The 14,947-nt window shown below is 61.5% G+C and carries 13 protein-coding genes and 1 pseudogene; 6 read left to right on the top strand and 8 right to left on the bottom strand.

The features are described 5' to 3' along the window. Positions 1–381: 381 nt before the first annotated feature. The 4 genes from ACWPWQ_RS14185 (at position 382) to yidZ (ending at position 5,677) form a co-directional block, all read left to right on the top strand. Positions 382–1,821, top strand: a complete 1,440-nt coding sequence (locus tag ACWPWQ_RS14185) for an alanine/glycine:cation symporter family protein (RefSeq protein ID WP_139435616.1) — start codon at positions 382–384, stop codon at positions 1,819–1,821. A gap of 246 nt (positions 1,822–2,067) precedes the next feature. Beyond that, positions 2,068–3,225, top strand: a complete 1,158-nt coding sequence (ampC, locus tag ACWPWQ_RS14190) for an FOX/MOX family class C beta-lactamase (RefSeq protein WP_454010075.1) — start codon at positions 2,068–2,070, stop codon at positions 3,223–3,225. A gap of 261 nt (positions 3,226–3,486) precedes the next feature. Further along, positions 3,487–4,656 carry an MdtL family multidrug efflux MFS transporter gene (locus ACWPWQ_RS14195; protein ID WP_454010076.1) on the top strand — a complete coding sequence of 390 codons (1,170 nt, stop codon included), beginning with the start codon at positions 3,487–3,489 and terminating at the stop codon, positions 4,654–4,656. A 13-nt stretch (positions 4,657–4,669) separates the two neighbouring features. Beyond that, positions 4,670–5,677: an HTH-type transcriptional regulator YidZ gene (gene yidZ, locus ACWPWQ_RS14200; RefSeq protein ID WP_454010077.1), complete on the top strand. Its 1,008-nt coding sequence runs from the start codon at positions 4,670–4,672 to the stop codon at positions 5,675–5,677. A gap of 28 nt (positions 5,678–5,705) precedes the next feature. Here yidZ and ruvX read toward each other — a convergent pair whose 3' ends face one another. The 8 genes and pseudogenes from ruvX to metK form a co-directional block, all read right to left on the bottom strand. After that, positions 5,706–6,128, bottom strand: coding sequence for a Holliday junction resolvase RuvX (gene ruvX, locus ACWPWQ_RS14205; protein WP_025326196.1), 423 nt, complete (start codon positions 6,126–6,128; stop codon positions 5,706–5,708). Between the two features lie 245 nt (positions 6,129–6,373). Further along, positions 6,374–6,478 (bottom strand): annotated as a pseudogene (locus tag ACWPWQ_RS14210) (YqgE/AlgH family protein); the annotation flags it as partial. 103 nt (positions 6,479–6,581) lie between these two features. Then, positions 6,582–7,136 (bottom strand): YqgE/AlgH family protein, encoded by a 555-nt coding sequence (locus ACWPWQ_RS14215; RefSeq protein ID WP_139435608.1) that lies wholly within the window; start codon positions 7,134–7,136, stop codon positions 6,582–6,584. Between the two features lie 194 nt (positions 7,137–7,330). Continuing rightward, the gene (gene gshB, locus ACWPWQ_RS14220; protein ID WP_163136244.1) at positions 7,331–8,281 is read right to left on the bottom strand and encodes a glutathione synthase; all 951 of its coding nucleotides are present in this window, start codon (positions 8,279–8,281) and stop codon (positions 7,331–7,333) included. A 119-nt stretch (positions 8,282–8,400) separates the two neighbouring features. After that, positions 8,401–9,132: a 16S rRNA (uracil(1498)-N(3))-methyltransferase gene (gene rsmE, locus ACWPWQ_RS14225; protein ID WP_454010078.1), complete on the bottom strand. Its 732-nt coding sequence runs from the start codon at positions 9,130–9,132 to the stop codon at positions 8,401–8,403. A 69-nt stretch (positions 9,133–9,201) separates the two neighbouring features. Continuing rightward, entirely contained in the window at positions 9,202–9,894 is a 693-nt protein-coding gene (locus tag ACWPWQ_RS14230) for an endonuclease (RefSeq protein WP_454010079.1), read from the bottom strand. Between the two features lie 73 nt (positions 9,895–9,967). Continuing rightward, the gene (locus ACWPWQ_RS14235; RefSeq protein WP_454010080.1) at positions 9,968–10,507 is read right to left on the bottom strand and encodes a SprT family zinc-dependent metalloprotease; all 540 of its coding nucleotides are present in this window, start codon (positions 10,505–10,507) and stop codon (positions 9,968–9,970) included. Between the two features lie 68 nt (positions 10,508–10,575). Continuing rightward, positions 10,576–11,727 (bottom strand): methionine adenosyltransferase, encoded by a 1,152-nt coding sequence (gene metK, locus ACWPWQ_RS14240; RefSeq protein ID WP_005330558.1) that lies wholly within the window; start codon positions 11,725–11,727, stop codon positions 10,576–10,578. Positions 11,728–12,068: 341 nt separating this feature from the next. Between metK and tkt the strand changes: the two genes are divergently transcribed. Both tkt and ACWPWQ_RS14250 read left to right on the top strand, forming a co-directional pair. After that, a complete protein-coding gene (tkt, locus tag ACWPWQ_RS14245; RefSeq protein WP_454010081.1) occupies positions 12,069–14,060 on the top strand; it encodes a transketolase in 1,992 nt (663 codons plus the stop codon). Positions 14,061–14,241: 181 nt separating this feature from the next. Next, a complete protein-coding gene (locus ACWPWQ_RS14250) occupies positions 14,242–14,820 on the top strand; it encodes a hypothetical protein (RefSeq protein ID WP_454010082.1) in 579 nt (192 codons plus the stop codon). The last annotated feature ends 127 nt before the right edge of the window (positions 14,821–14,947 follow it).

Below are 14,947 nucleotides of genomic sequence, written 5' to 3' on the forward strand. Positions count from 1 at the left end.
TCAGCTACTTGAAATTTAATTACGTGTAAAACGTTTGGCGCGACAAGCCCCTGGCTGGGCGGCATCAAAGGCAAACGCTTGTCTTCCCGCGGCCCGTCAAGGCATCTGTTTTTGCCGCCATGGGCATATCGACTGATGAGCCCCTTTCGGGTCTTATTTGTCGGCTGTAGCAGCGCACATCAAGTTTTGTTGATTATTTGCGTGCTAAATGAAGCTTTTTTGCATCAAATCGCTCGTTTTTTGTCTTTCCAGTGAGCCTAATCACTATTCTGAATCCCCTCCCTATGCTAGATTCCGCCCCTTCGGCGCAATGCTAATTCGGAAATTGACAGAGAGCGGTCAGCGCAGACTGACCATGGATGTGATAACAACGAGAGAATTATGGACACCTTGATTGCAATGATTAACGACCTGATGTGGGGAGCCGTGCTCATTTACCTGCTGATCGGGGTCGGACTCTTCTTTACTTTCCGCCTGGGGTTTATCCAGATCCGCCACTTCGGCCACATGTTCTCGGTACTGCGCAATAGCCGCAAATCCGACAGTGCCGGCATCTCCTCCTTCCAGGCCCTGTGTACCAGCCTGGCCGCCCGTGTGGGCACCGGCAACCTGGCTGGCGTGGCCGTCGCCATCTATCTGGGTGGCCCGGGCGCCATCTTCTGGATGTGGCTGATCGCCTTTATCGGCATGGCGACGGCGTTTGTGGAAAGCACCCTGGCCCAGCTCTACAAGGTCAAGGACGAAGACGGCAACTACCGTGGCGGCCCCGCCTACTACATGGAACGCGGCCTCGGCATGCGCTGGATGGGGGTGGTCTTCTCCCTCTGTCTGCTGCTGGCCTTCGGTCTGGTGTTCAATGCGGTGCAGGCCAACTCCATCAGCCTGGCCATGAACGTCGCCTTCGGCATCCCTGATTGGGTCAGCGGCCTGGCCCTGGTGGTGCTGTCCGGTCTCATCATCTTCGGCGGCATCCGTGGCATCGCCCGCTTCGCCGAACTGGTGGTGCCCTTCATGGCGCTGGCCTACATATTGATGGCGCTGTTCGTGGTGGCCATGAACATCAGCGAGCTGCCCGGGGTCTTTGTCCTCATCATCAAGTCTGCCTTCGGCATCGAGCAGGCGGGGTCCGGCGCCATGGGTTACGCCATCTCCCAGGCGATGATCAACGGCATCAAGCGCGGTCTCTTCTCCAACGAAGCCGGCATGGGCTCTGCCCCCAACGCCGCCGCGACCGCGACCCCCTATCCGCCGCACCCGGCGTCCCAGGGCTATGTGCAGATGCTGGGGGTCTTCCTCGACACCATAGTCATCTGTACCTGTACTGCCGCCATCATACTGATGTCCGGCCAGTTCGAGCCGGGCTCCGGCGTGACCGGGGTCGAGCTGACCCAGCGTGCGCTCTCCTCCCAGGTCGGTGGCGGTGGCAACATCTTCATTGCGGCGGCCATCTTCTTCTTCGCCTTCACCTCCATAGTGGCGAACTACTCCTACGCCGAGACCAACCTGGTGTTCCTGGAGCACAACCACAAGGGTGGCCTGATGCTGTTCCGGATGTTCGTGCTGGGCATGGTGATGTTCGGCTCCGTGGGCGAGCTGCCGACCGTGTGGGCCCTGGCGGATGTCTCCATGGGGCTGATGGCCATCGTCAACCTGATCGCCATACTGCTGCTCTCCGGTGTCGCCATCAAGCTGGCCAAGGACTACAACGACCAGCTCAAGGTGGGTCGCGTCCCCACCTTCGATGCCAACAAGTACCCCGAGCTGCGCAGTCAGCTGGAAGAGGGGATCTGGGACAACCCGCCCAAGAGCAAGCAGGCCTGAGTCCTGCGTTGATCCGGTTGGATAATGAAAGAGGGGAGCCATGGGCTCCCCTCTTCTATATGGGCTTGTGCCTGCCCGGGGCGGTGCATGGGATGGTGGACTCACAGGGTGCTGGCTGGGAGCCTCCTTGGCAACAGCGACGAGACTTCACGCCACTTCACATCCAGCACACCTTGGCCCGTTATGCTGGCCCCACAGCTCGTCGCTGGTGCGGCGATCCCAAACAACCGAGAGGATGAAATAACCATGCAACAACAGGTGCGGATGACATTGCTGACGGCGGGCACGCTGCTCTGGACCGGTCTGGCGCAGGCCACGGCGGCCCCCCAGGGCGATCCCCTGCGCCCCCTGGTGGATGCCAGCATCCGGCCCGTGCTCAAGGAGCACAGGATCCCGGGCATGGCGGTGGCCGTGCTGCAGGATGGCAAGGCCCACTACTTCAACTACGGGGTGGCGAACCGGGAGAGCGGGGCCCGTGTCAGCGAGCAGACCCTGTTCGAGATAGGCTCGGTCAGCAAGACCTTTACGGCAACGCTTGGGGCCTACGCCGTGGTCAAGGGCGGCTTCCAGCTCGATGACAGGGTGAGCCAGCACGCCCCCTGGCTCAAAGGTTCCGCCTTCGACGGCATCACCATGGCCGAGCTCGCGACCTATAGCGCCGGGGGCCTGCCGCTGCAATTCCCCGACGAGGTGGATTCCACCGACAAGATGCGCGCCTACTATCGCCAGTGGACGCCAGCCTACCCGGCGGGCACCCATCGCCAGTACTCCAACCCCAGCATCGGCCTGTTCGGCCATCTCGCGGCCCAGAGCCTGGATCAACCCTTTGAGCAGCTGATGAGCCAGACCCTGCTGCCCAGGCTTGGTCTGGCCCACACCTATCTCAAGGTGCCCGCCGCGGCCATGGGGCACTACGCCTATGGCTACTCGAAAGAGGACAAGCCCATCCGGGTCAACCCGGGCGTCCTGGCGGACGAAGCCTATGGCATCAAGACCAGCTCGGCGGATCTGCTGGCCTTTGTCGGCGCCAACATCACAGGCGGTGGCGACGAGGCGATGCAGCAGGCGATTGCCCTGACCCACAAGGGGCTTTACTCGGTGGGCGCCATGACCCAGGGGCTCGGCTGGGAGAGCTATTCCTATCCCGTCAGCGAAGCGGCGCTGCTGGCGGGCAACTCCCCGGCGGTGAGCTTCAAGGCCAATCCGGTCAGCCCCGTTGCCGGGTCCCGGAAGACGGGGGAGGCGCGGCTCTACAACAAGACAGGCGCGACCAACGGCTTCGGTGCCTACGTGGCCTTCGTGCCCGCGAAGGGCGTCGGCATCGTCATGCTGGCCAATCGCAACTATCCGAACGAGGCCCGTGTCAAGGCGGCCCACGCCATCCTGAGCCAGCTGACGGAGTGACGGTTCGGCCCCGTTGATTGAGGTGAGTACGCCGGGACAGCCCGGCGTACTTTTTGGTGCTTCCCGGCACTGTCACGCCTAGGCGAATGGCTCCAATGGCCTGCCCTCGCCACAGGATTTCCAAACTGGAATCTACCGTTCGCCATCTCTTCACTCGATGCGAGCGGGGCCCCCTCCTATAGTGCTGCCCATATTCATTCTGTCCCCCATGCTCATGCCGTCGACGGTCTGAGTGGGCGGGCCCTTCGCAATGGAGCATCCATGGGCATTTTCCTGCTGTGCACTTTCCTGATGATCATCCTCTACCCGCTCGGGATCGATCTCTATCTGGTGGCCGTGCCCCAGATTGCCGACACCCTGCAGGCGAGCGAGGGGCAGATCCACACCGCCTTCTCCATCTACCTGTTCGGCATGGCGGCCACAGTGCTGCTGGGGGGGATCATTGCGGATCGCCATGGCCGGCGCTGGGTGGTGCTGGGGGGCGCCCTCATCTTTGTCGTCGCCTCCCTGGTGGCGGCCAATGCGACGGGGATCAGTCAGTTCTATCTGGGCCGTTTCTGGCAGGGGGCCGGGGCGGGGGCGCTCTACATCATGACCTTTACCGTGCTGCGGGATGTGCTGAGCCAGGGGCGGCTGGCCATGGCGCTCTCCATGATCAACGGGGTGATCTGCGTCATCCCGGTGCTGGCGCCGGTGCTCGGTTATCTCATCCTGTCGCATTTTGATTGGCGCGGGATCTTCGTGGCGATGGCGCTGGTGGCCGCTGTCAGCGGCCTGGTCAACCTGCTGCTGCTCAGGGAGACCCGTCCGGCCCGCCAGCAGAGTGGCGCGACCCGGCCCTTTGCCCTGCTGGGCTCCCCGGGCTTCATGCTGCACTCGCTGCTGACCAGTGCCAGCGTCACCGCCATCCTGGTCTATGTGAGCGTCTCGCCGCTGATCCTGATGCAGGGGCTTGGCTTCACCACCGAGCAGTACGCCCTGGTGATGATGGTGATGGCCGGGGTGAGCATGTCCGCCTCCTTCCTGACACCGTTGCTGCTGCGCTGGCAGGGCAAGCAGAGGGTGCTGGCGCTCTCCCATCTGGCCTACCTGCTGGCGGCCTGCCTCCTGCTCGGCAACTGGCAGCTGGGGGACGACGTCCGCTTGCTGCTGCCGGGTTTTGCCCTGGTCTGCATCGGTTTCTCCTGTGGCTTCGGGGTGGCGATGGGGGAGGCGCTGGGGGAGTGTCGGCACCAGGCGGCATTTGCCAGCGCCCTGCTCTGCATCATGCAGATCAGCCTCTCCGGCCTCTATATCTGGCTGCTGGGCCAGCTTGGCGTTACCCCATCCGGGATGCTGATCTCTGCCCTGCTGTTGACCCTGCTCAGTTACCTGGCCGTCAAAGGGCTGTTACCATGGCTCGCGCTGCGCGAAGCGCGGTCGCGGGGATAAGGGGAGAGGAAAGATGCGCAACCTGGGTGAACTGGATTTGAACCTGCTGGTGGTCTTCAAACACCTGATGCAGGAGCGCAGCGTGTCAGGGGCGGCCAAGAAGCTCTGCGTCACCCCCTCGACGGTGAGCAAGGCGCTCGCCAAGCTGCGGGACTGGTTTGACGATCCCCTCCTGGTGCGGGTGCGGCAGGGGCTGCAGCCGACCCAGCTCTCCCTGACCCTGGAGGAGGAGCTCAAGGCCTGGTTCCTGCTGACAGGCAGCATCACTTCTCTCAACAGCGAGGCGATCCCCGAGGGGGCCCGCTTCAGTATGGTGATGGAGTCCCCCTTTGGCATCAGCTTCCTGAGCGAGCTGCCCATGACCATCTACCAGAAGTACCCCCACTCTGTGGTCAGGATGCTGGGGTGGGATCACCACTCCCTCAACGACATAGTCAACGGGGATGCGGATCTCGGCTTCTGCGCCCGGGAGACCCATGGTCGCTCCCAGGCCAGGGTCAACCGGCTGCCCTATTACATCGATCACGAGGTGCTGTTCACCGATCGCCCCGTGGTGTTCCTGCGCAAGGATCACCCCCTGCTCGGGCGGACGTGGTCGCTGGAAAACTTTCTGGCCTGTCCCCAGATAAGCGTGGTGTGGGAGGCCAGCGACAGCTGGGCGCTGGACGATCTGCTGGAGGATGAGGGGCAGAGGCGGGAGGTGCCCATCATGGTGGCGAGCTTCGAGCAGGCCCTGCACATCGCCTCCCAGTCGAGTCACGAACTGATCGCCGTGGCGCCCTCCTATTGCGCTGGCTATGCCGCCAGTCACCACGGCAACCTGATCGCCATGCCCCTGCCGCTCCCCGAGGCACTCTATGTACAACTGGAGATAGCCTTCATCCTGCTGTGGCACAAACGCCATAACCAGGATGCCAAGGTGATGTGGCTGCGCAATGAGACGAAGCGGCTCTATGGCCAGGCGGCGCAGGGACTGGCCCTGTTCCCATGGGACGGGGGAGAGGCGGCTGGAGATGCCTGATGCAGGGGGCCTGGCCGGCCCCCCGGGTTCAACCGTATTGCTCTTCCATCCAGGCTTCGACGATTAGCTGGGCGGAGACCCCGTCCACGCTACCCTTGTCCAGCGCCTTGTAGCCGCCGCGCTCGAACAGGCGGGCGCGGGCATCCGTGGTGGTGAGCCGCTCGTCCTTGAACTCCACCGGCTTGCCGAAGCGGCCATGGAGGCGGTTGCCGAACTTGCGGGCCCGCACCGTGATCTCCTGATCCGTGCCATCCATGTTCAGCGGCAGGCCGACGATGAGCAGATCCGGCTGCCACTCCTTGAGCAACTTTTCAATCTCGTCCCAGTTGGGAATGCCGTCGTTGGCCTTGAGGGAACGAAGGGGTTGGGCCGTGCCCGTGAGCTCCTGGCCGATGGCGACGCCGATGCTCTTGGTGCCGTAGTCAAAGCCCATGATGCTGCGTGATGACATGGATGTCCTCGAAAAAAGATGAATAAAAAGATGTCGTATCCCCTCACCCTAGCCCTCTCCCGAAGGGAGAGGGAACCGATCGAGGTTATGCTCGCTCGAATCTGGCTAACTCCGTTTTAGCTGACAGGTTGCCACAGATATATCCGAAACGTGCCGATTTACCCCCTTCTCCCCTCGCGGGAGAAGGGCTGGGGATGAGGGGCACTAAATGGGAACTGCACCAACTAAAGAGCGTGACAAGAGATCTAACTGTGCCCCACCTGGCTGGAGAGATGCAGGGGGTTGACGCCTATGCTGATGACGACAATGGCCTGCTGCCAGCGCTGGTGAATCTGCGTGTCAAACATCATCAGCTGTGTCCCACCTGGCTGGAGAGATGCAGAGGGTTGATGCCTATGCTGATGACGACAATGGCCTGCTGCCAGCGCTGGTGAATCTGTGTGTCAAACATCATCAGCTGTGTCCCACCTGGCTGGAGAGATGCAGGGGATTGACGCCTATGCTGGCGGCGGCCTGCTGCCAGCGCTGGTGAATGGGGGTGTCGAACACCAGCCTGGGGTTGGGGGGGATCACCAGCCAGGCGCCATCCACCAGCTCCTGCTCGAGCTGCCCTGCGCTCCAGCCGGCGTAACCCAGCGCCACCAGCCAGTGGTCTGGCGCCTCGTCCGTGCCCAGGGTCTCGAGGATGTCCTTGGAGGTGGTGACCATCATCTCGTCGCTCACCTGCAGGGTGGAGTTGAAGCCGGGCCTGAAGCTGTGCAGCACGAAGCCGCGATCGGCATGGACCGGGCCCCCCTGCAGCACCGGCTGTTTCATCTCGGCGGTGGCGGGCGGGCTCAGCTTGAGCTTGGTCAGCATGGCGTCCAGGGACATGTCCACCGGGATGTTGACCACCAGTCCCATGGCTCCCTCGCTGCTGTGCTCGCACAGATAGACCAGGGAGCGTTCGAAGTAGGCGTCCGTGAGGCTCGGCATGGCGAGCAGAAAATGGTTTTGCAGTGTTTGCATAGATATCAAAGAGTGCAAAGGTATTTGGGGTGATTATGGCAGTTGACGGCGGCGGGCAAAACCGCTTTTTCGCGCAGAAAACCCGGAAGTCCGGGGGCTGGCTCACATCGTCACGCAACAGAAAAGAGCAGAGGCCGCGTCGGCCCCTGTGGTGTCACTGTCTGGTTGATGGCCTCAAGGGGCGTCACCCTGGGTTATTTTCCCAGTCGGCGCTCGATGGCATCCATCAGCATGCCGGTGATATGCACCGGGAAGGCCGCCTCGATTTCGCGGATGCAGGTCGGGCTGGTGACGTTAATCTCGGTCAGGCGATCGCCTATGATGTCGAGCCCGACGAAGATCAGCCCCTTCTCTTTGAGGGTGGGGCCCACCGCACGGGCGATGGCCCAGTCCGCCTCGCTCAGGGGGCGCGCCTCGCCGCGGCCGCCGGCCGCCAGGTTGCCACGGGTCTCTCCCTGGGCCGGGATCCGGGCCAGGCAGTAGGGCACTGGCTCGCCGTCCACCACCAGCACCCGCTTGTCGCCGTCCTTGATGGCGGGCAGGAAGGTCTGGGCCATGCAGTACTGGCTGCCGTGGGCGGTGAGGGTTTCGATGATGACCCCCACGTTGGCGTCATCTTCCTTCATGCGGAAGATGGAGGCGCCGCCCATGCCATCCAGGGGCTTCAGGATCACGTCCTTGTGCTCGGCGTGGAAGGCGCGCAGCTTGTCGGCACGGCGAGTGACCAGGGTGGTCGGGGTGTGCTCGGCAAACCAGGCGGTGTAGAGCTTCTCGTTGGCGTCGCGCAGGCTTTGGGGCTTGTTGACGATGAGGCAACCCTCGTCCTCGGCCCGCTCCAGCATGTAGGTGGCGTAGATGAACTCGGTGTCGAAGGGGGGATCCTTGCGCATCAGGATCACGTCCAGGCTGGAGAGCGGCTGATCGATCACCTCGCCCAGGCTGAACCAGTGGGCGTAGTCATGCTTGACGGTCAGCGGGCGCATGGTGCCAAACGCACGTCCGGCCTGCATGTAAAGATCCTTCATCTCCAGATAGAAGAGCTCGTAGCCGCGCTTTTGCGCCTCTTCGAGCATGGCGAAGCTGGAGTCCTTCTTGATGTTGATGGCCGAGATGGGGTCCATCACTATGCCGAGTTTGATGGTCATCCGAGATTCCTTCTGGTGGCTCGATTGGGTGGTAGGGGCGATTAGCGAAGCCTAATCGGCCGTTTGAGGCTGCAATCATTCGATGCCGCCACGCGGCTTGTCGACGCTGCCCTCTGGTATTAAGCGAGATCGCCGAAGCGGCACTGCAGCGCCGTAATGGCGGTCAGGGCGGCGGTTTCGGTGCGCAGCACCCGTGGCCCCAGCAGCATCTCCTTGAAATCCTCTTGCACGGTACGGGCGATCTCGTCGCTGGACAAGCCCCCTTCCGGGCCGATCAGCAGCCGCACCCCGTGCTCGGGGACCGGCAGGGTGTTGATGCTGTACGGGGCGCGCGGGTGCAGGTTGAGCTTGAGCTCCTGGGTCTCTTCGCGCAGCCAGGCGTCCAGCTCCATGGGCATGCGCACCTCGGGCACCACGTTGCGGCCGCACTGCTCGCAGGCGCTGATCACCACCTTCTGCCACTGCTCGCGCTTCTTCTCCAGCCTGTCCGCCGGCAGCTTGACGCCGCAGCGCTCGGAGAAGAGCGGAGTGATGCAGGTGACGCCGAGCTCCACGGATTTCTGGATGGTGAAGTCCATCTTGTCGCCGCGGCTGATCACCTGGCCCAGATGGATGGCGAAGGGGGATTCCACCGAGCGGGCCTCGCAGCTGTCGATGCGCACCTCCACCGACTTCTTGCCGACGCCTGTGATGGTGGCGGCATATTGGTTGCCGTCGCCGTTGAACAGCTCGAGCTGCTGACCCGGCTGCATGCGCAGCACCCGGCCTATGTGGTTGGCACCGTCTTCCGACAGGGCGAGAGTCTGGCCCACCTGCAGGGCGGCCGGTTCATAGATACGTGGAATGCGCATGGCTGATCACAATCTCTTGGCTTGAACGCGTTGGGTGATGGGAGGGCTGACCCTCCCTGTCAAATGGGGCTATTGGCACTGCTTTTCAATGAAGGGGTTGGTATTGCCCTGCAGTTTGCCGATGCGGCTGTTGCGCTCGCACTCCCAGCGGTCGGCCGGGTACTGCCTGTCCCAGGCCTCGAACAGTTTACGCTGTTGGGCGGCCAGGCGCAGCCCATACTGCTGGCTCATGTAGAGGTAGGCGCGGGCTATCTGGCCGCGCACCGGCCCCTTGGGCGGCTGCACCCGGCGATCCTTGAAGTCCACCAGCATTTGGCACTTGCCGTACTGGTTCGGCTTGCCGTTCCAGTCGGAGAATCGGTAGTTGGCCCGATCGCCGTTCACCTCGCCGATGGCGGGGAAGAGGTTGTGCATGTCCCCCTCCATCTTGTTGAACTCGTCGCTCTTGCCGCAGTTCTTGCGCCCGCCCTCCTGCCAGCACTGGAGCTGGTGGCCGAACTCCCAGGCGGGGACCACGTGCTCCCACTCGATGCGAGAGGCGCGATTGGCCTGCTTGCGCGGCAGGTAGCCGCAGCTCTCCCAGTCCGGGGCCATCTGCTTGCCGCTGAACTTGATGTTGCAGCCGCAATAGAAGGTGGTGGGGTGGCTCTGGTAGAGCTTGTTCAGATCCTGCTTGGCGGCGCGAAAGGTCTGAGGGGCCTCGGCATGGGCCGGGGCACTGACCAGCAGGGCCAGGCAGAGGGAAATCAGAGGGCGAAACATGAAGATCCTTGGCAATGAAACGAGTGAATGAAGAAGCTGCGCACCCTAACACAGGGGCGCGACACGGGTTGACTCAATCCGCCGACGACCCCGGCTGCAATACCAGGGGCTGGCGGCAGCGGCGGCAGTGATAGCGGGCCTCGCCGCGCACCACCTTGTTGTGACGACGCACCGAGAGTTGATGCTGCTGGCAGGCACAGGCGTAGGCATGGGTGCGCTGGGCCAGCACGGCGAGATCGAAGCTGTGGGTGGTGTTGGGCTCGAGGCCGAACACCTCCCGCATCACCGACTGCCACTGGCGGCCGTGGGGCAGCACCCGCGACTTGCCGCGGCCTTCCCCCCAGAGCGCATAGACCAGCAGGTGCGCCACCTCATGGGGCACCACCTCGGCCAGAAAGGCCTGCTGGTTGGCCTGATAGAGCGCCGGGTTGAAGCGCAGCTCCCAGGTTTGCAGCCGCGCCGACCCCGCCGCCCGGCCCCGCATGTTGCAGTGGATCTGCGGGCGCGGGAAGGGGCGGCCGAGGCGTGCCTCCGCCTGCACTAAGCAGGCGTCGACCCGCTGGTGCAGCAGCTGGAGCAGGGAAGCGTCGAGTTGGGCTCTGGTGGCAGACATCGAGGTCTCGTCGGGTAGCGGATAAGCAAAAGGGGAGCCAGGCTCCCCTTTTATCACAACGGCCAGCCTTACAGACCGGCGGCGTCGCGCAGCAGAGCGGCCTTGTCGGTCTTCTCCCAGGGGAACTCGTCACGGCCGAAGTGGCCGTAGGCGGCGGTTGCCTGGTAGATGGGACGCTTGAGATCCAGCATCTCGATGAGGCCGTAGGGACGCAGCTCGAAGAACTCGCGCACCAGCTTGACCAGCAGCTCCTCGGCTACCTTGCCGGTGCCGAAGGTCTCGACGCTGATGGAGGTCGGCTCGGCCACGCCGATGGCGTAGGAGACCTGGACTTCACAGCGGGCAGCCAGACCGGCGGCGACGATGTTCTTGGCCACGTAGCGGGCGGCGTAGGCGGCGGAGCGGTCCACCTTGGACGGATCCTTGCCGGAGAAGGCGCCACCACCGTGACGGGCCATGCCGCCGTAGGTGTCGACGATGATCTTGCGACCGGTCAGACCGCAGTCACCCATGGGGCCGCCGATGACGAAACGGCCGGTCGGGTTGATGAAGTACTTGGTGTCCTTGTTGATCCACTCGGCCGGCAGCACCGGCTTGATGATCTCCTCGCGCACCGCTTCCACCAGATCCTTGTGGCTGATGGAGTCGCAATGCTGGGTAGAGAGCACCACGGCATCCACCCCCAGGATCTTGCCTTCGCTGTCGTAGGCGAAGGTGAGCTGGCTCTTGGCATCCGGGCGCAGCCACGGCAGGGTGCCGTTCTTGCGCACTTCGGCCTGACGCTTCACCAGCAGGTGGGAGTAGGTGATGGGGGCGGGCATCAGCACGTCGGTTTCGTTGGTGGCATAGCCGAACATCAGGCCCTGGTCACCGGCGCCCTGCTCCAGCGGATCGGTACGATCCACACCCTGGTTGATGTCCGGGGACTGCTTGCCGATGGCGTTCAGCACGGCGCAGGAGTCGGCATCGAAGCCCATGTCGGAGTGGGTGTAACCTATCTCGCGCACGGTGTCGCGCACGATCTGCTCGATGTCGACCCAGGCAGAGGTGGTTACTTCGCCGGCCACCATCACCATGCCAGTCTTGACCAGGGTCTCGCAGGCGACGCGCGCCTTGGTGTCTTGCACCAGGATGGCGTCCAGCACCGCATCGGAGATCTGGTCGGCGATTTTATCGGGATGGCCTTCGGAGACCGACTCGGAAGTAAACAGCTTTGCCATGATTGGTTCTCGATTCGTATGGGGTTATCGCCTTGGCCATAACCGGAAAATGACAGGATGACTGTAGAGGTATCTACATCTGGACGTCTATTTTAATTAGGTCACTGGGTGATTGCCAGCACTATTTGGGGTTGGACCCGCCCGGACCAAGGCTGAGGGGGCAACCACCCCGATGGGGGTAAGAGAGGGGGCGGATTGAATCGTTTTCCCGGGCCAGAAAAGCGATTGTGCTCCCAAAGCCACTTTATTCGCCCAGATAATATTTGCACCGCGCCCGCCCTGCTGGGACAATAACGCGCCTTAATCTTGGCCATCAAATGAAGCAATCGCAGGAGATACAGATGCCTTCTCGTAAAGAGCTTGCCAATGCCATTCGCGCATTGAGTATGGATGCCGTTCAAAAAGCCAACTCCGGTCACCCGGGCGCCCCCATGGGAATGGCAGATATCGCCGAAGTGCTGTGGCGTGGCCACCTCAAGCACAACCCGAACAACCCCAAGTGGGCCGACCGTGACCGCTTCGTGCTGTCCAACGGCCACGGCTCCATGCTGCTGTACTCCCTGCTGCATCTCTCTGGTTACGACCTCTCCATCGATGATCTGAAAAACTTCCGCCAACTGCACTCTCGCACCCCGGGTCACCCGGAGTACGGTTATGCCCCTGGCATCGAAACCACCACTGGCCCGCTGGGTCAGGGCATCACCAATGCCGTGGGCATGGCGATCGCCGAGAAGGCCATGGCCGAGCAGTTCAACCAGCCGGGTCACGACATCGTCGACCATTACACCTACGCCTTCATGGGCGACGGCTGCCTGATGGAAGGCATCTCCCACGAGGCTTGCTCCCTGGCCGGCACCCTGGGCCTGGGCAAACTGATCGCGTTCTGGGATGACAACGGCATCTCCATCGACGGTCACGTGGAAGGCTGGTTCACCGACGACACCCCCAAGCGTTTCGAAGCCTACGGCTGGCACGTCATCCCGGCCGTTGACGGTCACAACCCGGAAGCCATCAACGCCGCCATCGAGGCCGCCAAGGCCGAGACCGGCAAGCCGACCCTGATCTGCTGCCGCACCATCATCGGTTACGGCTCACCGAACAAGTCCGGCTCCCACGACTGCCACGGCTCACCGCTGGGCAACGACGAGATCGCTGCCGCCCGTGCCTTCCTGAAGTGGGATCACGCGCCCTTCGTCATCCCGTCCGAGATCGCTGCCGAGTGGAATGCGCAAGAAAAGGGCACCAAGCTCGAATCCGACTGGGCTGCCAAGTTTGCCGCCTATGAAGCCGCGCACCCGACCCTGGCTGCCGAGTTCAAGCGCCGCACCACTGGCGAGCTGCCAGCCAACTGGGCCGCTGAATCCGCCAAGGTCATCGAGACCCTGCAAGCCAACCCGGCCAAGATCGCGACTCGCAAGGCCTCCCAGAACGCCCTGGAAGCCTTCGGCAAGCTGCTGCCTGAGTTCATGGGTGGTTCCGCCGACCTGGCCCCGTCCAACCTGACCATGTGGTCCGGCTCCAAGTCCCTGACTCCCGAGAGCGCGGCGGGCAACTACATCCACTACGGTGTGCGCGAGTTCGCCATGTCCGCCATCATGAACGGCATCGCCCTGCACGGTGGTTTCATCCCCTACGGCGCCACCTTCCTGATGTTCATGGAGTACGCCCGCAACGCCCTGCGCATGGCCGCCCTGATGAAGCAGCGCGCCATCTTCGTCTACACCCACGACTCCATCGGTCTGGGTGAAGATGGCCCGACTCACCAGCCGGTCGAGCAGATCGCCTCCCTGCGTCTGACCCCGAACATGAGCACCTGGCGCCCCTGTGACCAGGTCGAGTCTGCCATCGCCTGGAAGCACGCCATCGAGCGTACCGACGGCCCGACTTCCCTGATCTTCTCCCGTCAGAACCTGCCCCAGATGGACCGCACCGCCCAGCAACTGGCCGATGTGGCCAAGGGTGGCTACGTGCTGAAGGATTGCGCCGGTACCCCGGAGCTTCTCCTGATCGCCACCGGTTCCGAAGTGGAGCTGGCCGTTGCAGCTTACGAGCAGCTGACTGCCAAGGGCCGCGCCGTGCGTGTGGTCTCCCTGCCGGCCACCGACGTGTTCGACGCCCAATCTGCCGCGTACAAGGAGTCCGTCCTGCCGTCCAGCGTCACCAAGCGTGTCGCCATCGAAGCGGGCATCGCCGACTACTGGTACAAGTACGTGGGCTTCGGCGGCAAGATCATCGGCATGACCACCTTCGGTGAGTCCGCCCCAGCCGAGCTGCTGTTCAAGGAATTCGGCTTTACCGTGGAAAACGTGGTTGCGACCGCTGAATCCCTGTAACAGCCCCTGTAATAGCTGACGATTGAGCCTCTTTGGCTCAATAGCCGGAAAATAAAACGCCCCCCATCGCAAGATGGGGGCGTTTTTATTGGCTTGAAATATAATATTCAAAATTTGTTATAGCAGCTTATAAAGTGAGTTATCCTTCAGTTTAATTTTTTAATTGCTCGGAGATATAGTCATGGAGGCATGGGAAAAACTAACAAATCCAAAGAAGCTGCGAGAAAATTTAATGAGTGCTTCTGTATATATTTCATCATATGAAATGTGTAGGGATTTTATTATATCAAAACCAAGAGGCTTTTTTACTGATCACTGGGGGATTAATGGTGAAACTCTGAGTGAGGAATACTCCAAGGATGTTATGTCTTTTAGTAAGAGCCCTCTTAAAGCATCTTTGCTATGGTTCAAAGATCAAGGTGCTATAAACGATATAGATATCGAGGGCTTTGAAAAAGCAATATCACATCGTAATGAAATTGCACATAACTTACCTAAATTCATATCAGAGCCAGACCATGAGGTTGATGCTGACATTTTTAACAAAATGCTTGAGGTTACAAACAAGGTTGGTGTTTATTGGGTCATGAATTATGAGCTGCCAATCCATCCTGATTATTCAAGACAAGAAGTGGATGAGAACGGAATTAAAATTGGGACTGTTATGATGATAAAAATGATGATGCAGATTGCATTTGGCCATGAGCCTGAAGAAGGTTATTATTACAATGAAATTAAAAAAGCGATAGATAAAGACTAAGTGTGAAAACATTATTGTCTCGTAGGTTCGATTAGCGAAGCGTAATCGGACGTTCGCGTTCTTTAAGTCGAAGCCATACAAATAATGCCCCATCGTGTTACGTAAAAAGAGACCGACTATCAGCCGG

The organism is Aeromonas sp. Marseille-Q7275, assembly GCF_965119515.1.